This window comes from Streptomyces sp. TSRI0107 (assembly GCF_001905845.1).
GTDB lineage: Bacteria > Actinomycetota > Actinomycetes > Streptomycetales > Streptomycetaceae > Streptomyces.
On sequence record NZ_LIVZ01000004.1, the window covers coordinates 91,776 to 116,204 of the forward strand.

A 24,429-nucleotide genomic window follows, 5' to 3' on the forward strand; every position below is an offset into this window, starting at 1 on the left:
CCCGCCGCTCACTCCGCTCGCCCCGCGCCCGCACTCAGGCGGGCGGCGATCTCGCGCACCGCCGGGACGTCCTGGTCCAGCCAGTCCACGTCCCAGATCTCGGCGGGGGTCAGCCAGCGCAGCGCGTCGTGGTCCTGAAGGGGCTCGGGGGCGACGGAGCCGGGCCGCAGCCGCGCGGTCCAGACGTGCAGGACATAGGGCTGCCGCAGGGGCCACTCCCCCGGCACCCGCTCGACGGCCTCGGTCTCCACGCCCAGTTCCTCGCGCAGCTCGCGTTCGAGCGCCGCGTCGGGGGCCTCGCCGGGCTCGACCTTGCCGCCGGGCAGCTCCCAGCGGCCGGCCAGCTCCGGGGGCGCGCTACGGCGCGCGGCGAGCAGGCGGCCGTCGTCGAGCAGGGCGGCTCCCACCACCACGGTCCGTTGCGTCATGCACCGGAGCCTATCCAGCGCGGTCAGCCGACGGCGTCGGCGTCCTCCCCGTCCTGGTCGATCCGCTGGACCCAATAAAGCTGCTTGTGACCTCGGCTGTCGAGGCTGTCCGCGATCTTCTGGGCCTCGGCGCGAGTCGCGTACCGGCCGACGCGGTAGCGATTGCCGTTGTCGTCCTGGCGTATGACGAGCCAGGGAAGAGTGATCGTGCTGTCGTTCATCGCGCCCCTCCGCTTCCCGCCCTGCGCGCCCCGCCCGCTAAGGAAACCGCAATCCGCATATGCCCGAGCCTACGCCTAACCTTCACGCAGCGAACACGCCTTTTCACGAAGAGATACGCAACAAGCCAGCCACCAGGGGGCGCACGGCATCGAACGCGCCGTCGATGTGAAGTGCCGCATGCGGTCGGCGGCCTGCCCGCCATCGTGCGGGCGACCTGCGAGAACGACCGGATCTCAACCGGCGCGCACGGGCCCGCCGACCGGTCGGGTGCCGACGGCAACTGCCGGGAGGGCGTGCGCCCTCCAACCCGTGCGCGCTCCTGCGGCGCGCGTGAAACGTGGGGGCGTGAGCCGGAGGGGTCCCGGCCGCCCGCTCTGCTCGACCGGCAGCCCGTCCTACTTGACCGGCAGGTGGTACGCCACCCGGTACCGGTCCGCCGGGATGACCACGTCGGCGGTCTCGACGGGGCGGCCGGACGCGTAGAAGGTGCGCTGGACGACGAGGACGACGTGGCCGGGGACGCCGCCGAGAGCGAGAAGCTCCTCCGCGAGGCCGGGGCGGGCGCCGACCTCCTCGGTGACGTTGTCCACGACGACGTCGATGGCGGCCATGCGCTCGACCACGCCCATCCCGCCGAGCGGCCCCTCCTCGGGCAGCATCACGGGGGTGCGGCCGGTGACCGCGAGGGGTTCCCAGGAGGTGGAGAGCATCATCGCCTCTCCGGCCTCCCGGTAGACGTACTTGGTGCGCATCACGCGCTCGCCCGGCTTGATGCCGAGCCGTTCGGCGATCGGGCCGCTCGCCTCGGTCTGCTCGCTGCCGGACTCCCAGGTGCCGCGCACCGTGGTGTCGGCCTGCTCCTGGCGGAACGGGGTGGCCGTGTCGGCCGGGCGGAACCCGGAGCGGGCGATGCGGCGCGGCACCGGCCGCTCGCGCACATAGGTCCCGGACCCGGACCGGCCCTCGACCAGCCCCTCGGCCATCAGCACCTTGCGGGCCTCCAGGGCGACCGTGTCCGAGACGCCGTACTCCTCGCGGATCCGCGCCTGGGACGGCAGGCGGGTGTGCGGTGGCAGCAGACCGTCGACGATCTTCTTGCGGAGATCACCCGCGACACGCAGGTACGCCGGCTGCTCACCGAATGTCACTGGCCGCTCCCATCAGGTTGTACAGACAGCAACAGCGTGGCAACCCTGGGTTCCGCGGAGCAAGCAAAGGCCAGAGAATCACTCGATGTGATGACATCGACGTGCGAGGGGCTTACGCAGGCACTTTCTCCCCGCTATGGCCGCGCTCACACATTCAGGTCACCGCCGCCCGCGTCCTCCTCCGCGCCGTCGTCGTAGTCGTACTCGGGCGGGCTGGTGTCCAGTCCCAGCGCCTCGCGGACGTCGATCGTCGTCGCGCCGTCGTAGAACTCGTACCCGGCCTCGTAGTGCTCGTAGAAGGTGTCCGCGTCGGTCGCCGCCGCCGCCTTCGCCCAGTGCTCGCGCGCCGCCTCCAGCTCGTCCACCAGGCCGGCGACGGGCTGCTCGGAGTCCGCGGGCCAGCCGCGGCCGCGCAGCGCCTCGGTCTGGTCGTCGAGGGCGTCGCGGACCTCGCCGGCCCAGTCCGTGTTCACCTCGAGGTCGTCCTCGGGGTAGTCGTCGGGCTCCCGGTCGAGGACCCTGTCGAGGTCGCGCACCGACTCCAGGTACGCCAGCTGGTCGGCGTCCAGGGTGGTCGCGTCGTTGCGCAGCGAACCGGTCAGGGTGCCCTTCTCGTCGGTGTTGCCGAAGATGCAGGTGATCTCGCGGTCGCCGAGCCGCCAGCTCTGCCGGGTCGGGGTGAGGTAGTACACGTCGACGTGCTGGGGCAGGGCCCACAGGTCCAGGGCGTAGTCGCTCTGGAGCGTGTAGCACTTGTCCTCGGCCACCGCCGTGACGTGGTCGTCGCCGGGGAAGGAGCCGCCCGGCAGGGTGACCGTGGCGAACACCTCGCCGTCGTGCTCGCCGGCGCAGGGGACGACGTCGAGGTCGTACGTCACGCCCTCCAGGGAGCCGCCGGGCGCGTCGAAGCACTGGCCCTTGTCCACGGAGAGGGTCTCGCCGGCCGCGCCCTCCTTGAAGCCCTCCCAGAAGTCGGCGGCGACCCCCGTGGGCACCGCCACCGCCCACAGCGCGATCCCGACGGACGACAGCACGGAACCGGCGATCGCCAGGCCCTTGCCGCGCTCGCCCTTCCTCTTGATCTGCCGCAGGGCGATCAGCCCCAGCACCAGCCCGACGGCGGGCAGGAAGCACAGCACGCCGAGGACCAGGGCGGCGATGGCGACACCGTTGACCGGGGGCTGCTGCTGGTAGGGGTAGGGCTGCCAGCCGCCGTACGGAGCGGACCCGTACGGGCCGGAGGCGTACGGCCCCTGCTGGTACGGCCCCTGCGGGTACGGCCCCTGCTGGTAAGGGCCCTGCGGGTGCGGAGCCGGGTACTGGCCCTGGGGGCCCGGCGGCTGCTCGGGGCCGGTGGGCGGGGGTGTGGACACGGGTACCGTGCTCCTGACTCGGTTCATGAGGAACTGACGTACGACTTGGCGCATGGTAAGCGCGGGGCGACGGGGGGCGACATGGGGGTCACGAACGCGACGATCCGGGCGGTCAACGGGTTGACGGCGCGGTGGGCGCGGACCATCGAGGCCGGCACGGTGTTCTCCGCGGCCGGGGTGTGGCCGCTGCTCGCCCTCCTCGCCGACGGCGCCGGGGGCCCGGCCCGCGACGAACTGACGGACGCGGTGGGCCTCCCCGTGGAGCGGGCGGCCCCGGCGGCGCGGGAGCTGCTGGCCCGGCTGGCGGCGACGCGCGGCCTGGACACGGCCGTCGGCCTGTGGACCAAGCGCACGCCGGCGCTGCGCGAGGCATGGCGGGCGGGGCTGCCGGCGGAGGCGCACGGGGTGCTGTCCGGAGACGTCGCCGCGGACCACGCCGCACTCGACGCGTGGGCCGCGAAGCGGACCGGCGGGCTGATCGAGCGGATGCCGGTGACCCTGGACGCGCGCACCGAGCTGGTGCTGGCCGGAGCGCTCACGCTGCGCACGAACTGGCTGCGGCCGTTCGACGAGCACCCGCTGGCGCCGGAGACCGGGCCGTGGAGCGAGCGGACCCTGCTCGGGCTGTGGCGTGCGAGCGCGCTCCCGGACCGGGTCGGCGTCGCGGACACCCCGCACGGCTTCGTCACCGAGCTGAAGGTGCTGGGCGACAACGCCCTGGACGTCCATCTGCTGCTCGGCGAGGAGCACATGACGCCGGGGCAGGTGCTGTCGGCGGGCCTGGACGTCCTCGCCCGCCGGTGCCCCGTGGTCCCCGGCCCGCAGCTCCCCTACGGGGACGTGGGGCCGGGCCTGCGCGTGGTCAGGACGCGCAGCGAGCGGCCGGAACCGCCGACGCTGGAGGTGACCACCGCGGCGTTCGACCTCACCGGACACCACGACCTGCTGCAGCGCCACGCCCTGTTCGGCCTCACCACCGCGCGGGACGACCGCGTCGGCCACTTCCCCGGAGTGAGCGCCCACCCGCTCGCGGTCGGCTCGGCCGAGCAGTCCGCCATGGCCCGGTTCGGGGCGCTCGGCTTCCGCGCGGCGGCGGTCACGGCGTTCGGCGCCATAGGCGCGGGCATCCCGCAGCTGCGCTGGCTGACCACCACCGTCCGGGCCCGCTTCGACCGCCCCTTCGGTTTCCTCGCCCTGCACCGCCACTCACGCCTCGTCCTCGCGGCGGGCTGGGTGACGGACCCGGAGCCCTTCCGCGAGGACGAGGAGTACTTCTAGAGGACGAGGAGTACTTCTAGGGGCACTGCCAGGGGGTCAGAACTGCAGCGCCCAGGCGTCGATGCGCCCGGTGTCGAAGTTGGCGTTGTCGCTCACCCGGAGCTTCCAGGTGCCGTTGGCGCTCTCCGCGGACGCGTTGACCGAGTACGTGGTGTCGATGTTGTCCGAGCTGCCGCCGGTGCCGTAGCCCTTGAGGGTGTACGCCGTGCCGTCGGGGGCGATCAGCTGGACCTGGAGGTCGCCGATGTACGTGTGGACGATGTGGACCTCGACGGCCAGGGCCGCGGGCGCGTTGCCGGAGACGCCGGAGACGGTGACCGGGGACTCCGCGGTCGCGTTGTCGTTGATCGCGTAGTCACCGGTGTTCTCGAACCGCGGTCCCGGCGGGGTCGTGCCGCCGCCGCCGACGTACAGCAGGCGGTTGGGCGAGCCGGTGCCCGGGCTGCCGACGACGTTGGGCGTGGCGGCCGCGGTCAGCGCCGAGGACACCTGGGCGGGCGTGGCCGTCGGGTTGTCGGCCAGGTAGAGCGCCGCCGCTCCGGCGACGTGCGGGGTCGCCATCGACGTACCGGAGATGGTGTTGGTGGCGCTGTCGCCGCTGTTCCAGGTGGAGGTGATGGACGAACCCGGGGCGAACAGGTCGAGGACCGTGCCGTAGTTGGAGTAGCTGGCGCGGGCGTCGGAGGAGGTCGTCGCACCGACGGTGATCGCCTCCGTCACGCGTGCGGGCGACCGGGTCGAGGCGTTGGTGCTCTCGTTGCCCGCCGCCACGGCGAAGGTGACGCCGGAGGCGATGGCGTTGCGTACGGCCGTGTCGAGCGCGGAGTCGGCGCCGCCGCCGAGGGACATGTTCGCCACGGCCGGCTTGACCGCGTTGCGCGCGACCCAGTCGATGCCGGCGACGACCTGGGCGGTCGTACCGGAGCCGGAGTTGTTCAGCACCCGGACGCCGACGATGTTCGCCTTCTTGGCGACGCCGTAGGCGCTGCCCGCGACGGTGCCGGCGACGTGCGTGCCGTGGCCGTGGCCGTCCTGGGCGGTGTTGTCGTTGTCGATGGCGTCGTAGCCGTAGGAGGCGCGGCCACCGAAGTCGCTGTGGGTGATGCGGACGCCGGTGTCGATGACGTACGCCGTCACGCCCTGCCCGGCCGAGTCCGGGTAGGTGTAGGAGCTGTTCAGCGGCAGGTTCCGCTGGTCGATGCGGTCCAGGCCCCAGGACGGCGGGCTGGGCTGGGTGGCGTCGATGCTGAACGTGCGGTTCTGCACGACGGAGGCGACGGCCGGGTCGGCGGCGAGCCGCTTCGCCTCGGTCTCGGAGGCCTCGATCGCGTAGCCGTTGAGGGCCTTGGTGTACGTGCGCTCGATGGTGGCGCCGTACTTCTTGGCCAGCGCGCGGCCCTCGGCGGAGCCGGAGCGGGCCTCGCCCGGCTTCAGGGTCACGATGTAGCTGTCGGCGACGGCGTTCGCCGCGCCCTCGTACTGGATGCGCCCTTCGGCGGCGGCGGGTGCCGCGCCGGCGGGCAGCGCGGAGACCAGGCCCGCGGCGAGCGCCGCGGTGCTCGCGACGGCGAGCGCGGCCAGTCTTCGCCGGGAGGTGCGGTGGGGAGTACGCATCACTGCCATCTGAGGGGTCCTCCTCGATCGGTGGTGCGCCGGTGGGGGTGGTGCACGGGTAGTGCGGAGCACGCACGAGGAGGTCAGGGACATGCCAAGCGACGAGACATGTCAAGCGGCGGGGCATGCCGGAGCCCAGCCGGGGCCCGTGTGCCTCACTGTGCGTCAGCCGAAAGATTGAGGCCTGCACAGGAATTGCACAAGGGCCCTGCACGGACGTAACGGGCATGCCACACGCTGTTTATGACGAGACGTCACCTCCACCGGAGGCCGGTCGGACCCCCGGCGGAGGAGTCCGTCAGGCGTCGAAACCGGTCTCCCGCGTGCGCTTCTCCCAAGCCGCCACGTCGTCCCGCACCTGGTCGAGATGACCGAGCACGGCGGTGACCGCGTCGTCGCCGAGCGGCAGGTGCAGCGGGGTCTTCTCTGCGTCCAGGGCCGCGCGGATCAGGGCCGCCGCCTTGGCCGGGTCACCGGCCTGCGTGCCGTCGCCGGTCGCCACGTACCCGCGGGTCTGGGTGACCTTCGGGTACGCCCCGCTGTCGGGGCTGAAGCCGGCCCGGTTCCCCTCGAACAGCGAGGTGCGGAAGGCACCCGGCTCCACGATCAGCACCTTGATGCCGAACTCCGCCACCTCGTCGGCGAGCGCCTCCGACATGCCCTCCAGCGCGAACTTCGTACCGCTGTACGCGGCGAACCCGGCGAACGACATCTGCCCGCCCACGCTGCTCATCTGCACGATCGCGCCCGAACGCCGCTCCCGCATGAACGGCAGCACCGCCCGGGTCAGCGCGGCCGGCCCGAAGAGATGCAGGTCGAACAGGGCGCGCAGCTCGTCGTCGGTGGTCTCTTCGAAGGCGCCGACATGCGTACGGCCCGCGTTGTTGACCAGGACGTCGATCCGCCCGTGCCGCTCCACCACGTCCCGCACCGCCGCCTCGGCGGCACCGGTGTCCGTGACGTCCAGCCGCAGCGCCTCCATCTGGTCCGGGTGCGCGGCCACCAGGTCGTCCAACGCCTCCGGGCGCCGGGCGGCCCCCACCACGACGTCCCCGGCGGCCAGCGCCGCCTCGGTGATCGCCCGCCCGAATCCGCTGCTCGCGCCCGTGATCAGCCAGACCTTGCTCATGTCCCGTCCCCTTCTCAAGTCACTTCCGTAACGCCAACAAGCGTGCTGGAAAAGCGCGTTGCCCGTCCAAGATTCCCGGTGATAACCGTTGGACATGACAACGGACGTACACGGCAGAGAGTTGCGCTACTTCCTCACCGTGGCCGAGGAACTGCACTTCACCCGCGCCGCCGAACAGCTGTACGTCTCCCAGCCCGCCCTCAGCAAACAGATCCGCGCGCTCGAACGGCAGCTGGGCGTCGCGCTCTTCCGGCGCGACCGGCACAGCGTCGCCCTCACCCCGGCGGGCGAGGCACTGCTGCCGCACGCCCGGCGCGTCCTGGACGCCTGGGAGGAAGGCGCCGAAGCGGTCGCCCGGGCCCGCGCCACCCAGCGAACGACCCTGGTCATCGGCATGAGCACCAGCCCCGGCCGCGGCGGACTCCTCCCCGCGATCCGCTCCCGGTTCACCGCCGCCCACCCGGAAGCCGCGGTGCGCCTGCGGCAGACCGTCTGGGACGACCCCACCGCGGGCCTCGCCGACGGCACCGCGGACGTCGCCTTCGTCTGGCTGCCACTGCCCGACCAGGAGCGCTACGCCTGGACCGTGATCGCCGAGGAACCCCGCCTGGTCGCCCTCCCCGACACCCATCCCCTCGCCGCCCGCACCGAGATCGACTTCACCGACCTCCTCGACGAGCCGTTCCTCGCCCTCCCCCCGACCGCCGGCCCCCTCCGCGACCACTGGCTCGCCCTCGACGCCCGCGCCGGCCGGCCACCCCGCGTCGGCGCGGAGATCGCCGGCACCGAGGAGACCTACGAGGCGCTGGTCGCCGGCCTCGGCATCTGCCTGGTCGCCACCGGCAACGCCCCCCTGATCACCCTCGGCGGCGTGACGACCCGCCCGGTCAACGGGATCACCCCCACCCGCTACGCCCTCGCCTGGCGCCGGGAGGACGGGGAGAGGCCGCTGGTACGGGGTTACGCGGAGGCGTGCCGGCGGGTGGCGCGGCGGGCCTCGTAGGGCTCAGCCCTCCCGGGCAGTCGCTACCGTTGAGCCATGACCGCACTGCCCGACTGGATGCGCCCGCCGCGTGAGGAAGGCTGGTTCGCGGAGGACCTGGACCGCCTCCCCGAGGCACCTCGCCATACTGAGCTGATCGATGGAGCCCTCGTCTTCATGATGTCGCCCCAGCGGTCCTGGCACGGCCGCCTCGTCACCTCGCTCACCACCACGCTCGAGGCCATCGCGCCCAGCGGTTTCGAGATCGAGCGGGAGATGACGATCAGGCTGGACGAGCGCAACCGGCCGGAGCCGGATCTGCTCGTCACGACCGCCCCCTACGACCCGGACCGCACCTGGTACGCGCCGGAAGACGTCGAGCTCGTCGTGGAGGCCGTCTCCCCGGAGTCCGCCCACCGCGACCGCACGGTCAAGCTCCGCAAGTACGCGGAGGCCGGAATCCCGCACTACTGGTGCATCGAGGACGAGGACGGGGCGCCCGTCGTCCACGTCTACGAGCTCGACCGGCCGACAGGCGCCTACGCGCCGGCCGGCATCTTCCGGAACGCGCTGCGCCGCCCGGTTCCCTTCGAGATCAGTCTCGACCTCGACAAGCTCGTCCCGTCGCGGAGCCGGTGAACGCGGAAGGGGCGGGCTTGCGCCCGCCCCTTTCTCCGTGACCGTCCCGGCGATGCGGGAAGCCACACGAATCAGACGTTGAAGCGGAACGTCGGGCACAAAGCCCCCACCTGCGAAAACGCGGTTTCCATCGCTCTCATCCAGCACCGATCCAGCACGGTGTGAATTCATCCAGCGCGAGCGATGGATCACCATGGACTGCAGCCATTGTGTACACATGGGACACTCGGTACTCTTGAGCGCATGACGCAGCCACTGCCCATAGAGTCCATCCGTGATGTGCGCGCGCACTTGGCGGAGGTCGTGGAGCGCGCGGACCGCGACGACGTACCCACGGTGATCACGCGGCGGGGTAAGGAAGTTGCCGCCGTGGTCTCCATCGAGGTGCTGCGCAAGTACCAGGAATGGGAAGAGCGCGAGATCAACCGCATCATCGACGAGCGCATGGCCAACCCGGCTCCCGGCATCCCGATCGAGGACATCATGAGGGAGACGCTGGCGCGCGGTGAGTGAGTACCGAACCGTCTTCCGCCCCGAGGCGCAGGCTGAGCTTCGGAAGATCCCTCGCGACATGGCACTGCGCATCCTGGCCAAGCTGACCGAGCTGGAGAGCGACCCCCTCGGCTTCAACACCACCGCCCTCGTGTCACAGCCGGAACGCCGTCGGCTGCGAGTAGGCGACTACCGCGTCGTCTACACGGTCGACAATGGAGAGCTCGTGGTGTGGGTCGTCCATGTCGGGCATCGCTCCACCGTTTACGACACCTGATCCCGACTGATCCAGCGTCTGAACATCCAGCGCAGGTCCAGCAGGGGGAATCTTTAGCCCACTTCACCTACATGTGGGCACTATTCCATCTCACTACTGCGTTCCCACTGAGCGCTGTTCCAAAGTGCCGTGATGACAGGAACCATGTGCTCGGGATCCTGATACGGCGCCATCTCCGACAGTGCTCTAACAAATTTGTGCAGCATGCTGAGAGAGAAATTTTCAGGCCGCATGAAGTTCTTGCGCAGCGTCTCGCGGGTGTTCGGCGCGAGGCCCATGGCAGCGATGGCTTGGGCGAACGTCGGCGTGCCAGCATCGACATACAGAAAGTGCAGGCAGCGCCCTAGGTTTCTTCTAGCGCCCGGGGAAGCCGAATGGGGCGGCGCCCATGGTCTTCTGGAAGAGTTTGTTGGCTGAGTGGCGTGATCCGAAGCTGCCTGTTTTACAGCGCCTTCGCGCTCTGCAAACGCACGAGTGACATCGTCGTCCCAGTCAAACGGTGTTCCATCGGTAGTGCCAGCCATCCCAGCGCCTTCAGCGCCATCGCTACTTACGTCCTTCTGCTCTGCGATGGCCGCTTCATCCCACAGCATGTGGAACCGAGCTACTTCAGGCTCCGGTTCCAGGCCAGCACTATCCTGAGCAAGGATCAGAACGATCAGCGCAAGGAAACCCCAGTCGGGGAGCACCGGCTTTGAGAAGAGATCGTGCACGCGCCCGTGACTACCGATCCCGTTCGTCCTGCGGGCCAGTTCACGTGTCGACGGAAACCCAGCCTTCCGATGCAGGGTATGCAGCTCTTCACTCAGCCGCCGCATGGGCCCATCCGGCAGCTCCGGCGCCCTCAGTCTTGCCACGGTCTCCCCCTCCGAGGCGAACCTCGACCACTCCGCGCAACACGCGTCTGATCCCGTCCAGTGACGTCTGATGTTGTCCAGCGCTGTCCAGATCTGTCAAAACCGCACTCGCGGAGCGCCACGCTCGATGCGTCAACATCGAACGAAGGACGCAACATGGCTCTGCAACGGCTGCTAATCGAGGGCCTACTCACTCAGCTACCTGCATCCCTGATCGCTGCCAGCTTGACAGCGCTGACCAGTTGGGCTGCACGCCGCTGGCGACTTCGACGCGATCTACTCCGTCTTCGGCGCCGTCGGCCTCGTCGCCCCCGAGCTCCTGCTCCCGGCCATCGCCCAGCGCCTCACGCCGGGCCGGGTGCTCGCCTTCTCCGTCCCCCACCCGCAGCGCGGCGGCCGAAGCCCCTCGGGTGACGACCGACCTCGCCGCGACCACGTCACCCTCCCCGACCGCTCCCGGCTCCCCATCGCCCGCTGGGAATTCTCCACAGACCGCTGGGAGAAGCACCTCAGTCGAGCGGGCTTCTGGATCACCTCTGCCCAGGAGTTCCACGACCCCCGCATGGGCCACTGGGCCCACAACCCTGCTGATCCGCGCCCGCAGGCTCTGACCAGCCTTTCGCCCCGGCTTCCCCGGAGGAACCGATGCGCCCGCCCTACCTGCTCCTCGACATCGACGGCGTCCTCATACCTTTCCCCGACGAGCACGGCTCGACCCCGGCCACCCACGCCCGCCACGACGTCGTCCCCACCGGCCGCAGCGCCGACAACCCGGTCACCGTCTGGCTCAACCCTGCCCACGGCCCCATGCTCACGGACGTGATCCGTACCGGCCTGATCACCCCCGTCTGGTGCACCAGCTGGCGCCAGGACGCCACCACCCTCATCGGGCCCCTCTTGGGCCTCCCGAACCTTCCGTACGTCGACCTGCCGCGCCCGCAGATCACCACCAGCCACCCCAACGGCTACCTGTGGAAACGCGACCACGTCGACGCCTGGCTCGGCGACGCCCCGGCCGTCTGGATCGACGACGACTTCAGCAGCCTCGACCACGCCTGGGCGGTGGAGCGCACCAGCCGCGGAATGTCGACCCTCCTCGTGCAACCCGACCCGCACGACGGGCTGCAGCCCGCGCACCTGACCGAGGTCACGACGTGGGTCTCGCAGTTACCCGTAGCCCGCACCGCCTGACAACTGATGCCCTCGCTGCCACCAACAGCGAGGGCATCCGGGCGCGCTGCGGGCCTGCACCAGGGCTACTCGATGAAGCGGCGTAGCCGCTACCCCGCGCGTTGACCGAAGTCAGCACGCTGCGGACTCCGCGCGGACCGCAAAGGCCGCCCAACCCGCTCCGTCGCAGGTCAGACGGCCTTTCGCCGAACGTATTAGACGTTGAACCGGAACTCCACCACGTCCCCGTCCTGCATCACGTACTCCTTGCCCTCCATGCGCGCCTTGCCCTTCGCGCGGGCCTCGGCGACCGAGCCGGTCTCGACCAGGTCGTCGAAGGAGATGACCTCGGCCTTGATGAAGCCCTTCTGGAAGTCCGTGTGGATCACGCCGGCCGCCTCGGGGGCGGTCGCGCCCTTCTTGATGGTCCAGGCGCGGGACTCCTTGGGGCCGGCCGTGAGGTAGGTCTGCAGGCCGAGGGTGTCGAAGCCGACGCGGGCGAGGGTGGCCAGGCCGGGCTCGGTCGCGCCGACCGACTCCAGCAGCTCCATGGCGTCCTCCTCGTCCAGCTCGGCGAGGTCCGCCTCCAGCTTGGCGTTGAGGAAGATCGCCTCTGCGGGGGCGACCAGGGCGCGCTGCTCGTCCTTGAACGCGTCGTCCGTCAGCTCGTCCTCGTCGACGTTGAAGACGTAGAGGAACGGCTTGGTGGTGAGCAGGTGCAGGTCGTGGAGGAGCTCGTTGCGCTCGGTGCCCTGGACGATGCCGTGCGCGAAGAGGGTGTCGCCCTTCTCCAGGATCTCCTTGGCCTCCTCGACCGCCTTGACCTTGGGCGCGACGTCCTTCTTGATCCGGGACTCCTTCTGGAGGCGCGGCAGGACCTTCTCGATGGTCTGGAGGTCGGCGAGGATCAGCTCGGTGTTGATCGTCTCGATGTCGTCCTTGGGCGAGACCTTGCCGTCGACGTGGACGACGTTCTCGTCCTTGAAGGCGCGGATGACCTGGCAGATCGCGTCGGACTCGCGGATGTTCGCCAGGAACTTGTTGCCCAGGCCCTCGCCCTCGGAGGCGCCGCGCACGATGCCCGCGATGTCGACGAAGTCGACCGTCGCCGGCAGCACCCGCTCCGACTTGAAGATCTCCGCGAGCTTCGCCAGGCGGGCGTCGGGGACGCCGACCACACCGACGTTGGGCTCGATCGTGGCGAACGGGTAGTTGGCCGCCAGCACGTCGTTCTTGGTCAGGGCGTTGAACAGGGTCGACTTGCCGACATTCGGCAGACCGACGATTCCGATCGTGAGCGACACGTTGCGACTTCCCGTATGTGGTGAGGGCGGGGCCAGGGGGCCAGGGACCGAGTGCTGCTGAGCGCGTACGAGACTGGCCGATCCCCCAGTCTACGGGGTACCCGTCGGGCCCCGGCGATGTGCCGATCGCTTGGCCAAGCGGGCCACACGGCGTGTCGGACGGGCTATTCGGCACATAAAACGACCTAAGTTGGGCCAGTGGAGCAACACAGGACACGCCCCCCGCAGCAAGGACCGCGCCGCGGCACCTCGCCGCCCCTGCCGCCGCAGACGGCTCGCGGCGTCGTCCGCACGCCCCGGCCACCCCGGCCGGTGGTCCGGCCGACCCGCCCCGGCCCGCAGCGCGGTACGGCACCACGCGGTACGGCTCCCGAACGGCGGCCGGCGCCCGCCCGGCGACCCCCTCCCGCGGCGGCCGGCTCTGCCCGGCCACTGCCCAAACCGCGACTGACCGGGCTGGGCTGCGGGTTGTTCTGCGGAACCCTGATGCTCACCCTGGGCTTCCTGGACCAGCTGCTCTTCGGGGCCTCGCCACTGGTGTACGGCGTGCTGTTCCTGCCGGTGTGCGTGCTCGGCGCGGTGTGGGTGCGCCGCAGCGACCTGGTGACCGCGCCTGTGGTGGTCCCGATCGCCTTCGCGGTGGGCCTGCTGCCGCTCGCCCACGGCGACGGACCGGGCTCCCGGATCATGGCCCTGTTCACCGCCCTGGCGACCCAGGCCGGCTGGCTGTACGGCGGGACGCTGATCGCCGGCACGATCGTGACCGTACGCAAGCTGAGGCTGATGGCCAAGCGCGCCGCGGCAGCACGCAGGCGCCCGCCCACGACGGCCTGACCGCGACCCGACAGCGACCGACCCCCGCAGTCCGAGGGCGGCCGACAGCGACCGACCTCGCCGTCCGATAGCAGCCCGACATGGGCCGACCCGCAACCCGACGGCGGTCCGAGGCGCCCTGACCGGGCCCCGTCAGCGACCGGGCGCGGTCCGACGGCGGCCGACCGAGGTCTGACGGCGACCCGACACCGGCCGACTCCGCAGTCCACGGGCGGCCCCACAGCGCCCGACAGCGGTCCGACCGCCGCCCGACACGGGCCAGCCCGCAGCCCGACCGCGGTCCGACAGCGGCGTTACCGCGCCCCGACACCCGGCCCGACAAGGCCGACCCCGCAGTCCACGGCAGCCAGGACACCGACCAACCCGGTCCAACGGCGGCCCGACCGCGCCCGTCAGCGGCCGCCCCGCAATCCGGCACCCGCCCGGCCACGCCCCGGCCGCGGCCCCCCGCAAGCTCAGCCCTCGCCGCCCCGCCCCTCCTGCGCCGCATGCATCGCCGCGCCCACGATCCCCGCGTTGTTCTGCAGCTCGGCCGGGACGATCTCGGCCTTGATGTCCTCGATGTGGTGCAGGAACTTGTGCGCCTTGCGGCTGACCCCGCCGCCGATGATGAACAGCTCCGGGGAGAACAGCATCTCGACGTGCGCGAGGTAGCCGCGGACGCGGTGGGCCCACTGTTCCCAGGACAGGTCGTGGTCGTCCTTGGCCTTGCTGGAGGCACGCTTCTCCGCGTCGTGCCCGTGCAGCTCCAGGTGGCCCAGCTCGGTGTTGGGGACGAGTGTCCCGTCGACGAAGACCGCGCTGCCGATCCCGGTGCCGAAGGTGAGCAGGATGACCGTGCCCTTGCGGTTCCGCCCGGCGCCGAAGGCCATCTCGGCGACGCCCGCCGCGTCCGCGTCGTTCACCACCGTCACCGGCAGGCCGCCGAGGCGGTCGGAGAACAGCGCGCGGGCGTCCGTGTCGATCCAGCTCTTGTCCACGTTGGCCGCCGTACGCACCGTGGAGCCGCCCGTGACCACGCCCGGGAAGGTCAGGCCGACCGGGCCCGTCCAGCCGAAGTGCTCGACGACCTGTCTGACCCCGTCGGCCACCCCGTCGGGGGTCGCCGGGTGCGGGGTGAGCACCTTGCAGCGCTCCTGCGCCAGGGCGCCCCTGTCCAGGTCCACGGGGGCGCCCTTGATTCCGGATCCGCCGATGTCCACGCCGAAGATCTGCATGGCTCCACGTTACGACGGACGACTGACGGTCACGTCCCGGCCGGGCGGGCCGGACCCGTCACTCGCCGGCCGGGCCGGCCCCGCCGCGCTCGGCGACCAGCGCGGCCGCCTCCTCGCGCAGGTCGCGGCGCAGCTCCTTCGGCAGCGAGAAGGTGATGGACTCCTCGGCGGCCTTGACGATCTCGACGTCCTCGAAGCCCCGCTGGGCCAGCCACTCCAGCACCTGCTCGACCAGCACCTCCGGCACCGAGGCGCCCGAGGTGACGCCGACCGTGGTGACGCCCTCCAGCCAGGCCTCGTCGATCTCGTCGGCGAAGTCCACCAGGTAGGAGGCGCGGGCCCCGGCCAGCTTGGCGACCTCGACGAGCCGCTTGGAGTTGGAGGAGTTGCGGGAGCCGACGACGATCACCAGGTCGGCCTCGGCGCCCATCTGCTTCACCGCGAGCTGACGGTTCTGCGTGGCGTAGCAGATGTCGTCGCTGGGCGGGGAGATCAGCTGCGGGAACTTCTCCTTGAGCGCGTCGACGGTCTCCATGGTCTCGTCGACGGAGAGGGTGGTCTGCGACAGCCAGACGACCTTCGACGGGTCGCGGACCTCGACCTTCGCCACGTCGCCCGGTCCGTCGACGAGCTGGATGTGGTCGGGGGCCTCGCCGGAGGTGCCGATGACCTCCTCGTGGCCCTCGTGGCCGATGAGGAGGATGTCGTAGTCCTCGTTGGCGAAGCGGACGGCTTCCTTGTGGACCTTGGTGACCAGCGGGCAGGTCGCGTCGATGGTGGCGAGCCGGCCGCGCGCGGCCTCCTCGTGGACGACCGGGGCGACGCCGTGCGCGGAGAACATCACGATGTTGCCCGGCGGCACCTCCTCCGTCTGCTCGACGAAGATCGCGCCCTTCTTCTCCAGGGTCTGCACGACGTACTTGTTGTGGACGATCTCGTGGCGGACGTAGACCGGAGCGCCGTACTGCTCCAGGGCTTTCTCGACGGCGATCACGGCGCGGTCCACACCCGCGCAGTAACCACGGGGGGCGGCGAGCAGGACACGGCGGCCAGGCGAAGCAGTCATGCGACCCATCGTAAGGCCGCGTTCGGGGGTCAGAGATCGCGTCCCCGCCGGGCTGCCGGGGAGACTGGCCGTGAGCTGGGAGGGGCGGGGCAGGGCGGTACGGACGCGACGCGCGGAGGCGCTGGTCCCGGAGGTGTCGCGATGGGTGTGGACGGCGCTCGCGGTGGTCCTCACCACGCTGCTGAACCTGTGGGGCGTACGGGTCGCCGCGCGGGTGGGCTTCCTCGTGCCGGCGATGGAGATCGTGGTCCTCCTGGTGTTCGTGGCCGCCGCGACCGTCGTCCTCGCGCGGGACGGCGCCGAGCGGGCGTGGCTGTCGCCGCTGTCCGGGGACGGTTCGCAGGGCGCGTTCGCGCTGTCCGCGGTGATCGGGGCGGTGTCCGTCGCCGTGCTGTCGTATCTCGGGTTCGACGCGATCGCCTCCTTCGCCGAGGAGGTGACGGGCGGCTCGGAGAAGGTCGCCCGCGCGGTGCTGTCCTGTCTCGCCCTCGCGGGTGTGCTGTTCGTCGCGCAGATGTATCCGGTGGCCGTGCTGGAGCCGGTGTCGTCGGCGGAGCTGGCCGCCGACCCCGTCCGGCAGGGCTCGGCCTTCTTCGACGCCGTGGACGTCTCGGTCGGTGCCTGGCTGCACGACCTGGTGGCGGTCAGCAAGGCGGTCGGCGCCGCGCTGGCGGGGCAGGCGGCGGCCGGGCGGCTGCTGTTCGCCATGAGCCGCGACCGGCGGCTGCCGCGGGCGCTGTCGCGGACGGACGCCGGGGTGCCGCGGGTGGCGCTGCTGTGCGCGGCGGTGTGGGCGGCCGGCCGGGACGACGGCATGGACCACCTCGTCTCGGTCGTCGACATCGGCGCGCTGACCGCTTTCCCGCTGCTGCACGCGAGCGTGGTGGGGTGGTTCGCGGTACGGCGGCGAGGGGGGCCGGTGAGCTGGCGGCGGCATGTGCTGGTGCCGGTGCTCGGGGCGGCGATCACCGTCGCCGTGATCGTGGAGGCGTCGCGGGCTGCGCAGGTGGTGGGCGCGGTCTGGCCGGCCGTCGGACTGATCGCGGCGGCCGTCCAGCGCGGCCGCCGGGGCTCCGCCGCGGCGGACTGAGCCGCGGGGCCGACCGGGGACTGCGGCTGCCCCGAATTGTCAGCGGCTGCCGTTACGCTCACGAGCATGGCTGTGAACACGTCCGCGGAATCCCCGCTGCCCGTCGGTGAGGTGTCGCGGCTCATCGGGGGGTGGATCGACCGGCTCGGCGCGGTGTGGGTCGAGGGTCAGATCACCCAGTTGTCGCGGCGGCCGGGCGCCGGTGTGGTGTTCCTGACGCTGCGGGATCCGTCGTACGACATCTCGGTGAGCGTCACCTGCTACCGGCAGGTGTTCGACGCGGTGGCCGACGTCGTCAGCGAGGGCGCCCGGGTGGTCGTCCTCGCGAAACCGGAGTGGTACGCGCCGCGGGGGCAGCTGTCGCTGCGGGCGACCGAGATAAAGCCCGTCGGCGTCGGCGAGCTGCTGGCGCGGCTGGAGCAGCTGAAGAAGGCGCTGGCCGGCGAGGGGCTGTTCGCGCCGGAGCGGAAGAAGCCGCTGCCGTTCCTGCCGCAGCTGATCGGCCTGGTCTGCGGCCGTGCCTCCGCCGCGGAGCGGGACGTGCTGGAGAACGCCCGGCACCGCTGGCCGGCCGTCCGCTTCGAGGTCCGCAACGTGGCCGTGCAGGGCGTGCACGCCGTGCCGCAGGTCGTGCAGGCGGTGAAGGAGCTCGACGAGATCGACGACGTGGACGTGATCATCGTCGCGCGCGGCGGTGGCAGCGTGGAGGATCTGCTGCCGTTCTCGGACGAGCAGCTGGTGCGGGCGGTCGCCGCCTGTCGTACGCCGGTGGTGTCGGCCATCGGACACGAGCCCGACAACCCGCTCCTGGACCACGTGGCGGACCTGCGCGCCTCCACCCCGACCGACGCGGCCAAGAAGGTCGTGCCGGACGTCGGCGAGGAGGTCGAGCGGGTGCGGCAGCTGCGGAACCGCGCGCGGCGCTGCATGGAGGCGTTCCTTGAGCGGGAGGAGCGCGGGCTGGCGCACGCGCTGGCGCGGCCGGCGATGGAGAATCCGCACCGGATGATCGACGAGCGCGCCGACCTGGTGGACTCGCTGACCGGGCGGGGCCGCCGCTGTCTGGGGCATCTCCTGGACCGCGCCGAGTCGGAGCTGACCCACACCCACGCGCGCGTGGTGGCGCTCTCGCCGGCCGCCACGCTCCAGCGGGGGTACGCCGTGCTGCAGAAGGCCGACGGGCACGTGGTCCGCGACCCGGGCGAGGTCACGGCGGACGAGACGCTGCGCGCGAGGGTGGCCGAGGGCGAGTTCTCCGTACGTGTCGAGACGAGTCGAACCTAGGGTGAGTTGATGACCAGCAAGGTGGAAGAGGCGCTCGGGTACGAGCAGGCCCGTGACGAGCTGATCGAGGTCGTACGCCGGCTGGAGGCCGGTGGTACGACGCTGGAGGAGTCGCTGGCGCTCTGGGAGCGGGGCGAGGAGCTGGCCAAGGTGTGCCGGCGCTGGCTGGAGGGCGCGCGGGCGCGGCTGGACGCGGCGCTGGCCGAGGAGGCCGCGGCGGAGGAGGCCGAGGCGGCGGAGCGGTAGGCCGTCGGCCGGGGCTGTGAGCCGTGGTGCGGCAGGCCGTCGGCGGGGCCGGGAATCGAGGTGCGGGCTGTGAAGCGGATCACCACGCCCCGCTTTTGGTTGAACGTTGAACTTCACTTGGCGTACTGTCGATGTCGTTCAGCACGACGTTCGAAAAGGTTCAGCCATGTCCCTCGTTCTTGACCCCGCCGCCCAGGACCTGCTCTTCCGCGAGGCCCGCACCGCGAACACCTTCACCGACGAGCCGGTGACCGACGAGCAGATCCAGGCGATCTACGACCTGGTCAAGTACGGTCCGACCGCGTTCAACCAGTCCCCGCTGCGCATCACCCTGGTCCGCTCCCCCGAGGCCCGTGAGCGCCTGGTGCGGCACATGGCCGAGGGCAACCGGCCCAAGACGGCCGCCGCCCCGCTGGTCGCCATCCTCTCCGCGGACAACGAGTTCCACGAGGAGCTGCCCGCGCTGTTCCCGCACTTCCCGCAGGCCAAGGACGCCTTCTTCGCCGAGCGCCCGGTGCGCGAGAACTCCGCGCTGCTGAACGCCACCCTCCAGGCCGCCTACTTCATCGTCGGCCTGCGCGCCGCCGGTCTGGCCGCCGGCCCGATGACCGGCCTGGACTTCGAGGGCGTCCGCAAGGAGTTCCTGGACGACGACCACACCCCGCTGATGGTGGTCAACATCGGCAAGCCGGGCCCGGACGCCTGGTTCCCGCGCTCGCCGCGGCTGTCGTACGAGCAGGTCGTCACGACCGTCTGAGGCACCGACCGTCCGAGTCACGGACCGTCTGAGACACGGACCGTCCGAGCCACGGGCCGTCCGAGACACAGCAAAGGGCCCCGGCACTCGCCGGGGCCCTTTCGCATGTCCTGTTCGCCGCCGCGCGCGACTCACGCCAGCTTCAGCGCCGCCGCCATCTCCGAGAGCTGCTTGAACGAGCCCGTCCCGGCCACGACGGTCGTCGCACCCTTGGTGTCCTCGTCGTCGGCCGCGAGCACCAGCGCGTCGTACCGGCCGCCGGTGTACCGGGTCCACGTACGGCCGTCGATCTTCTCGGTGGCCTTGGTCTCGTGGGCGCCCTGGGTGGCGTCGTCGATGAACCTCGAACGCTTCTCCATCGACTGCTTGACCTGCACGTACTCGCCGTCCGGCGCGTGGAAGCCGAGGTGCCAGGTGTCGTTGTCGACGCCCTTGTAGCGCACGGACGTCGCCTTCCAGTCGTCCGACAGCCCCTCCGGCGCCGCCACCGGGTAGGGCGCCGCACGGCGGGCCGTGATCAGCTCGACGCGGTAGTCGACCGCCTTGATCTGCGGTTCACTGTCGTCGTGCGGGACGAAGAGGTACATGACCCCGCCCGCGAGCAATGTCACGCCCAGGGAGAGCACCATGCTCCGGGCCGTCTTCTGCTTGCCGTTCGTTCCTGCCACGCCCCCTATGGTCGCAGGTGCCCCAGCCGCTCATACGCGGGGTGCCCTGCTCATACGTGGGGCGCCCTGCTCATTTTGTCGATCTGACGATAGAGTCGTGGCCAACACCCTCATCCGGCCGTCGTCGTATCAGAAAGGTGCGCTCCGATGACCGAGCATCATCTGCCGTCCGAGCTCGATGTACCGTCCGAGGCCCCAGACCGCAACCTCGCCCTGGAACTGGTCCGCGTGACCGAAGCCGCGGCGATGGCCGCCGGCCGCTGGGTGGGGCGCGGTGACAAGAACGGAGCCGACGGTGCCGCGGTGCGCGCCATGCGGACCCTCGTCTCCACCGTCTCCATGAACGGCGTCGTCGTCATCGGGGAGGGCGAGAAGGACGAGGCCCCGATGCTCTTCAACGGAGAGCAGGTCGGCGACGGCACCGGGCCCGAGTGCGACATCGCCGTCGACCCGATCGACGGCACCACCCTGACCGCCAAGGGCATGCCGAACGCGATCGCCGTGCTCGCCGCCGCGGAGCGCGGGTCGATGTTCGACCCGTCCGCCGTGTTCTACATGGACAAGCTGGTCACCGGCCCCGAGGCGGCCGACTTCGTGGACATCGACGCGCCGGTGTCGGTGAACATCCGCCGGGTCGCCAAGGCCAAGCGGGCCACGCCGGAGGACGTGACCGTGGTCATCCTCGACCGGCCGCGGCACGAGGGGATCATCAAGGAGATCCGGGAGACCGGAGCGCGGATCAAGCTGATCTCCGACGGCGACGTCGCCGGCTCGATCCTGGCGCTGCGCGAGGGTACGGGCGTGGACCTGCTGCTCGGCATCGGCGGCACGCCCGAGGGCATCATCTCGGCCTGCGCGGTGAAGTGCCTGGGCGGCACCATCCAGGGCAAGCTGTGGCCGAAGGACGACGAGGAGCGGCAGCGGGCGATCGACGCGGGCCACGATCTCGACCGCGTGCTGACCACCGAGGACCTGGTCACCGGGGAGAACGTGTTCTTCGTCGCGACCGGGATCACGGACGGCGAGCTGCTGCGGGGCGTGCGGTACCGGTCCGAGACCGCCACGACCGACTCGATCGTGATGCGGTCGAAGTCCGGGACGGTGCGGCGGATCGACTCCGAGCACCGGCTGAGCAAGCTGCGGGCGTACAGCGCGATCGACTTCGACCGGGCGAAGTAGCGCCTGCCGAGGCTTCGGGTCGGCACGCCTGGCCGGCAGGCAGTGACGAGGCGCCCCCTGTGCGGAGGGGGCGCCTCGTCTTTTCGTGGTTCAGCCGGCTGCCGCTATGCGGTTGGCGGTCCTCGCCGCCTTCTTCAGTTCCAGGTCGCGGCGGCGTCGGCGGGCCAGGACCACGCGGCGTTCGGCGGCGGTGAGGCCGCCCCAGACGCCGTAGGGCTCGGGCTGGAGCAGGGCGTGCTCGCGGCACTCGACCATGACCGGACAGCGCGCGCAGACGCGCTTGGCCGCTTCCTCGCGGGAGAGCCGGGCGGCGGTGGGCTCCTTGGAGGGGGCGAAGAACAGGCCGGCCTCGTCGCGTCGGCACACCGCCTCGGTGTGCCAGGGGGCGTCTTGGTCCCTGTCTCGCGCTGGCACCCGCTGGGCCGGAACGGCAGCTACCTGCAGGGACGAATGCGGCGGTTGCAGCACGGTCTACTCCTGACGACGGCTTCGCGAGCGAGAGACGATGCAGCAAGGTCTACCCGCTGTACGCGCGCCTATGCGGGGAGTTCCCGACGGCCGGGGCGGGCCGGCCGCCGCGTGGCTGGATTGACGCCCGTCAACGGTCGAGATGCCTGCGCAGACTCCGGTCCACCTTGGCGTGGACGCGGTCGAGGATGTCGGCGACGCTCCTGCCCCGCTTCGCGCGGGCCTCGATGCTGCCGAGGACGGCCCAGCCGTCGACGAAGACGACCGGCGCGTCGGGGTCGGCCGCGTCCAGCGTGTCCACCTCGAAGGCGCCGAGGACGCCGCCGCCGGTGCCGCGCAGCGACACGTTCTCCGGGACCTTGACCTCGACGCTGCCGAACACGGAGAACGCCTTCACCACGACCTGCTGGTACTCGAACAGCGCCTCGCTGAGGTCGATCTCCACACTGCCGAAGACCGCGTACGCGTGGATCCGGCGTCCGGCCCGCCGGCGGCCCCTGCGGATCGCGCCGCTGAACACCGCGACCACGTTCTCGTCCGGATCGGCCGGTATGGCGCCGGCCGTGGGGCGGCCCGGCGCCTGGGCGTACCGCGGGGTCGCGCGCTGCCGGTGCGCGCCGGGCAGGTCGCGGACGAGCGGTTCCAGATCGCCGACCGTCCGGGCCCCGAAGACCCGCTCGACACGCTCGGCGTGCTCGTCGGCGGTGAGGCGGCCCTCGGCAAGGGCCTGGCCGAGGACGTCCGCGACACGGTCGCGGTCGGCGTCGGAGGCGCGGAGTTCGGAGGCGGGGGGCGCGGTCTGCTTCTGAAGGTCCACGACAGCAGCGTAGCGAAACACGATAGATCGCGATAGTCCCCGACGGCCGGCAACTGAGCCTTACCTCACAGGCTCGCCGTCACAGGCAGGTTCTACGCTGGGGGGCGCTGCCAATGGAGGCCAGCCGCTGTCTGTCGTGAGTGAGGAATGGGCGAGATGCCTGAGTTCGCGTACACCGATCTGCTCCCCATGGGAGAGGACACCACCCCGTACCGGCTGGTGACCTCCGAGGGTGTCTCCACCTTCGAGGCCGACGGGCGGACGTTCCTCAAGGTCGAGCCGGAGGCGCTGCGGAAGCTGGCCGAGGAGGCGATCCACGACATCCAGCACTACCTGCGGCCGGCCCACCTGGCGCAGCTGCGGCGGATCATCGACGACCCCGAGGCGTCCGCCAACGACAAGTTCGTCGCCCTCGACCTGCTGAAGAACGCGAACATCGCGGCGGCGGGCGTGCTGCCCATGTGCCAGGACACCGGCACGGCGATCGTCATGGGCAAGCGCGGGCAGAACGTGCTGACCGAGGGCGGTGACGAGGAGGCCCTGTCCCGGGGCATCTACGACGCCTACACCAAGCTCAACCTGCGGTACTCGCAGATGGCTCCGCTCACCATGTGGGAGGAGAAGAACACCGGCTCCAACCTGCCCGCGCAGATCGAGCTGTACGCGACGGACGGCGGCGCGTACAAGTTCCTGTTCATGGCGAAGGGCGGCGGCTCCGCCAACAAGTCGTTCCTGTACCAGGAGACGAAGGCCGTCCTGAACGAGGCCTCCATGATGAAGTTCCTGGAGGAGAAGATCCGCTCGCTCGGCACGGCCGCCTGCCCGCCGTACCACCTGGCGATCGTCGTCGGCGGCACGTCGGCGGAGTACGCGCTGAAGACCGCGAAGTACGCCTCCGCGCACTACCTGGACGAGATCCCCGCCGAGGGTTCGCCCCTCGGCCACGGCTTCCGGGACAAGGAGCTGGAGGAGAAGGTCTTCGAGCTGACGCAGAAGATCGGCATCGGGGCGCAGTTCGGCGGCAAGTACTTCTGCCACGACGTGCGCGTGGTGCGGCTGCCGCGGCACGGGGCCTCCTGCCCGGTGGCCATCGCCGTCTCCTGCTCGGCCGACCGGCAGGCCGTCGCGAAGATCACCGCGGAGGGCGTCTTCCTGGAGCAGCTGGAGACGGACCCGGCGCGCTTCCTGCCGGAGACGACGGACGAGCACCTCGACGAGTCCGGTGACGTCGTCAGGATCGACCTGAACCAGCCGATGGACGCGATCCTGGCCGAGCTGACGAAGTACCCGGTCAAGACCCGGCTGTCGCTGTCCGGGCCGCTCGTCGTGGCGCGTGACATCGCGCACGCGAAGATCAAGGAGCGGCTGGACGCGGGCGAGGAGATGCCGCAGTACCTGAAGGACCACCCGGTGTACTACGCGGGCCCGGCGAAGACGCCGGAGGGCTACGCGTCCGGCTCCTTCGGCCCGACCACGGCCGGCCGCATGGACTCCTACGTCGAGCAGTTCCAGGCGGCGGGCGGCTCCAAGGTGATGCTGGCGAAGGGCAACCGGAGCAAGCAGGTCACCGACGCGTGCGGCACGCACGGCGGCTTCTACCTCGGCTCCATCGGCGGCCCGGCCGCGCGCCTCGCCCAGGACTGCATCAAGAAGGTCGAGGTCGTCGAGTACGAGGAGCTCGGCATGGAGGCCGTCTGGAAGATCGAGGTCGAGGACTTCCCGGCGTTCATCGTCGTCGACGACAAGGGCAACGACTTCTTCCAGAACCCGGCGCCCGAGCCGACGTTCACGCACATCCCGGTGCGTGGTCCGGGTCTGGCGTAGCTGGCCCATCCGGGGGGCGGCTTCCGCCCCCCGGAACATCGCACCGCCCCCGATCGCTGTAGCGGG

At 71.0% G+C, this 24,429-nt stretch carries 25 protein-coding genes and 2 pseudogenes; 14 read left to right on the forward strand and 13 right to left on the reverse strand.

Features of this window, described 5'->3' with window-relative positions; genetic code table 11:
* Positions 1 to 8: 8 nt before the first annotated feature.
* From AMK31_RS10745 to AMK31_RS10760, 4 genes are all read right to left on the reverse strand, one after another.
* Positions 9 to 428, reverse strand: a complete 420-nt coding sequence (locus AMK31_RS10745) for a (deoxy)nucleoside triphosphate pyrophosphohydrolase (RefSeq protein ID WP_073940226.1) — start codon at positions 426 to 428, stop codon at positions 9 to 11.
* A 23-nt stretch (positions 429 to 451) separates the two neighbouring features.
* Positions 452 to 649: an SPOR domain-containing protein gene (locus tag AMK31_RS10750; RefSeq protein ID WP_073940227.1), complete on the reverse strand. Its 198-nt coding sequence runs from the start codon at positions 647 to 649 to the stop codon at positions 452 to 454.
* Positions 650 to 1,045: 396 nt separating this feature from the next.
* A complete protein-coding gene (locus AMK31_RS10755; RefSeq protein ID WP_073940228.1) occupies positions 1,046 to 1,798 on the reverse strand; it encodes a GntR family transcriptional regulator in 753 nt (250 codons plus the stop codon).
* Between the two features lie 146 nt (positions 1,799 to 1,944).
* Entirely contained in the window at positions 1,945 to 3,171 is a 1,227-nt protein-coding gene (locus AMK31_RS10760; protein WP_073940229.1) for a DUF4190 domain-containing protein, read from the reverse strand.
* A gap of 81 nt (positions 3,172 to 3,252) precedes the next feature.
* On the opposite strand from AMK31_RS10760, the gene AMK31_RS10765 reads away from it, so the two are divergent.
* Positions 3,253 to 4,449 carry a serpin family protein gene (locus AMK31_RS10765; RefSeq protein WP_073940230.1) on the forward strand — a complete coding sequence of 399 codons (1,197 nt, stop codon included), beginning with the start codon at positions 3,253 to 3,255 and terminating at the stop codon, positions 4,447 to 4,449.
* Positions 4,450 to 4,485: 36 nt separating this feature from the next.
* Here the strand turns inward: AMK31_RS10765 and AMK31_RS10770 are convergent, their stop codons facing one another.
* Positions 4,486 to 6,072 carry a S8 family peptidase gene (locus tag AMK31_RS10770; protein ID WP_073940231.1) on the reverse strand — a complete coding sequence of 529 codons (1,587 nt, stop codon included), beginning with the start codon at positions 6,070 to 6,072 and terminating at the stop codon, positions 4,486 to 4,488.
* Between the two features lie 289 nt (positions 6,073 to 6,361).
* The gene (locus AMK31_RS10775; RefSeq protein WP_073940232.1) at positions 6,362 to 7,192 is read right to left on the reverse strand and encodes an oxidoreductase; all 831 of its coding nucleotides are present in this window, start codon (positions 7,190 to 7,192) and stop codon (positions 6,362 to 6,364) included.
* 94 nt (positions 7,193 to 7,286) lie between these two features.
* Between AMK31_RS10775 and AMK31_RS10780 the strand changes: the two genes are divergently transcribed.
* From AMK31_RS10780 to AMK31_RS10795, 4 genes are all read left to right on the forward strand, one after another.
* On the forward strand, positions 7,287 to 8,195 hold the full coding sequence (locus tag AMK31_RS10780) for a LysR family transcriptional regulator (RefSeq protein ID WP_198948467.1): 909 nt from the start codon (positions 7,287 to 7,289) through the stop codon (positions 8,193 to 8,195).
* 36 nt (positions 8,196 to 8,231) lie between these two features.
* Complete coding sequence (locus tag AMK31_RS10785) at positions 8,232 to 8,813, forward strand: Uma2 family endonuclease (RefSeq protein WP_073940234.1); 582 nt, start codon at positions 8,232 to 8,234, stop codon at positions 8,811 to 8,813.
* A gap of 243 nt (positions 8,814 to 9,056) precedes the next feature.
* Positions 9,057 to 9,326, forward strand: coding sequence for a type II toxin-antitoxin system Phd/YefM family antitoxin (locus tag AMK31_RS10790; protein WP_019434848.1), 270 nt, complete (start codon positions 9,057 to 9,059; stop codon positions 9,324 to 9,326).
* Positions 9,319 to 9,582, forward strand: a complete 264-nt coding sequence (locus tag AMK31_RS10795; RefSeq protein WP_073940235.1) for a type II toxin-antitoxin system RelE family toxin — start codon at positions 9,319 to 9,321, stop codon at positions 9,580 to 9,582. The genes AMK31_RS10790 and AMK31_RS10795 overlap by 8 nt, the downstream gene beginning before the upstream one ends.
* An 80-nt stretch (positions 9,583 to 9,662) precedes the next feature.
* On the opposite strand, the gene AMK31_RS40375 is transcribed toward AMK31_RS10795, so the two are convergent.
* On the reverse strand, positions 9,663 to 10,295 hold the full coding sequence (locus tag AMK31_RS40375; RefSeq protein WP_143204229.1) for a hypothetical protein: 633 nt from the start codon (positions 10,293 to 10,295) through the stop codon (positions 9,663 to 9,665).
* A gap of 391 nt (positions 10,296 to 10,686) precedes the next feature.
* On the opposite strand from AMK31_RS40375, the pseudogene AMK31_RS41465 reads away from it, so the two are divergent.
* Both AMK31_RS41465 and AMK31_RS10810 read left to right on the forward strand, forming a co-directional pair.
* Positions 10,687 to 11,050, forward strand: a pseudogene (locus AMK31_RS41465) (SAM-dependent methyltransferase); the annotation flags it as partial.
* Positions 11,051 to 11,084: 34 nt separating this feature from the next.
* Positions 11,085 to 11,630: an HAD domain-containing protein gene (locus AMK31_RS10810; RefSeq protein WP_073940237.1), complete on the forward strand. Its 546-nt coding sequence runs from the start codon at positions 11,085 to 11,087 to the stop codon at positions 11,628 to 11,630.
* 194 nt (positions 11,631 to 11,824) lie between these two features.
* Here AMK31_RS10810 and ychF read toward each other — a convergent pair whose 3' ends face one another.
* Positions 11,825 to 12,913, reverse strand: a complete 1,089-nt coding sequence (ychF, locus tag AMK31_RS10815; RefSeq protein ID WP_073940238.1) for a redox-regulated ATPase YchF — start codon at positions 12,911 to 12,913, stop codon at positions 11,825 to 11,827.
* Between the two features lie 486 nt (positions 12,914 to 13,399).
* On the opposite strand from ychF, the gene AMK31_RS42400 reads away from it, so the two are divergent.
* Positions 13,400 to 13,747: a DUF6542 domain-containing protein gene (locus AMK31_RS42400; RefSeq protein WP_385311046.1), complete on the forward strand. Its 348-nt coding sequence runs from the start codon at positions 13,400 to 13,402 to the stop codon at positions 13,745 to 13,747.
* A 455-nt stretch (positions 13,748 to 14,202) separates the two neighbouring features.
* Here AMK31_RS42400 and ppgK read toward each other — a convergent pair whose 3' ends face one another.
* Positions 14,203 to 14,964 (reverse strand): polyphosphate--glucose phosphotransferase, encoded by a 762-nt coding sequence (gene ppgK / locus AMK31_RS10825; RefSeq protein WP_073940240.1) that lies wholly within the window; start codon positions 14,962 to 14,964, stop codon positions 14,203 to 14,205.
* Positions 14,965 to 15,022: 58 nt separating this feature from the next.
* The gene (locus AMK31_RS10830) at positions 15,023 to 16,039 is read right to left on the reverse strand and encodes a 4-hydroxy-3-methylbut-2-enyl diphosphate reductase (protein WP_107468581.1); all 1,017 of its coding nucleotides are present in this window, start codon (positions 16,037 to 16,039) and stop codon (positions 15,023 to 15,025) included.
* A gap of 109 nt (positions 16,040 to 16,148) precedes the next feature.
* On the opposite strand from AMK31_RS10830, the pseudogene AMK31_RS10835 reads away from it, so the two are divergent.
* From AMK31_RS10835 to AMK31_RS10850, 4 genes and pseudogenes are all read left to right on the forward strand, one after another.
* A pseudogene (locus tag AMK31_RS10835) lies at positions 16,149 to 17,120 on the forward strand (APC family permease); the annotation flags it as partial.
* Between the two features lie 66 nt (positions 17,121 to 17,186).
* Positions 17,187 to 18,404, forward strand: a complete 1,218-nt coding sequence (gene xseA / locus AMK31_RS10840) for an exodeoxyribonuclease VII large subunit (RefSeq protein ID WP_073940242.1) — start codon at positions 17,187 to 17,189, stop codon at positions 18,402 to 18,404.
* A 9-nt stretch (positions 18,405 to 18,413) separates the two neighbouring features.
* A complete protein-coding gene (locus tag AMK31_RS10845; protein WP_073940243.1) occupies positions 18,414 to 18,650 on the forward strand; it encodes an exodeoxyribonuclease VII small subunit in 237 nt (78 codons plus the stop codon).
* A 166-nt stretch (positions 18,651 to 18,816) separates the two neighbouring features.
* On the forward strand, positions 18,817 to 19,407 hold the full coding sequence (locus tag AMK31_RS10850) for a malonic semialdehyde reductase (RefSeq protein ID WP_073940244.1): 591 nt from the start codon (positions 18,817 to 18,819) through the stop codon (positions 19,405 to 19,407).
* Between the two features lie 131 nt (positions 19,408 to 19,538).
* Here the strand turns inward: AMK31_RS10850 and AMK31_RS10855 are convergent, their stop codons facing one another.
* Entirely contained in the window at positions 19,539 to 20,075 is a 537-nt protein-coding gene (locus AMK31_RS10855) for a DUF4245 domain-containing protein (RefSeq protein ID WP_073940245.1), read from the reverse strand.
* A 147-nt stretch (positions 20,076 to 20,222) separates the two neighbouring features.
* Here AMK31_RS10855 and glpX point away from each other — a divergent pair, with 147 nt between their 5' ends.
* Entirely contained in the window at positions 20,223 to 21,254 is a 1,032-nt protein-coding gene (gene glpX / locus AMK31_RS10860; RefSeq protein WP_073940246.1) for a class II fructose-bisphosphatase, read from the forward strand.
* A gap of 90 nt (positions 21,255 to 21,344) precedes the next feature.
* Here glpX and AMK31_RS10865 read toward each other — a convergent pair whose 3' ends face one another.
* Positions 21,345 to 21,722, reverse strand: coding sequence for a WhiB family transcriptional regulator (locus AMK31_RS10865; protein WP_073940247.1), 378 nt, complete (start codon positions 21,720 to 21,722; stop codon positions 21,345 to 21,347).
* 130 nt (positions 21,723 to 21,852) lie between these two features.
* On the reverse strand, positions 21,853 to 22,539 hold the full coding sequence (locus AMK31_RS10870; RefSeq protein WP_073940248.1) for a DUF1707 SHOCT-like domain-containing protein: 687 nt from the start codon (positions 22,537 to 22,539) through the stop codon (positions 21,853 to 21,855).
* Between the two features lie 147 nt (positions 22,540 to 22,686).
* On the opposite strand from AMK31_RS10870, the gene AMK31_RS10875 reads away from it, so the two are divergent.
* Positions 22,687 to 24,363 (forward strand): fumarate hydratase, encoded by a 1,677-nt coding sequence (locus AMK31_RS10875; RefSeq protein WP_107468582.1) that lies wholly within the window; start codon positions 22,687 to 22,689, stop codon positions 24,361 to 24,363.
* The last annotated feature ends 66 nt before the right edge of the window (positions 24,364 to 24,429 follow it).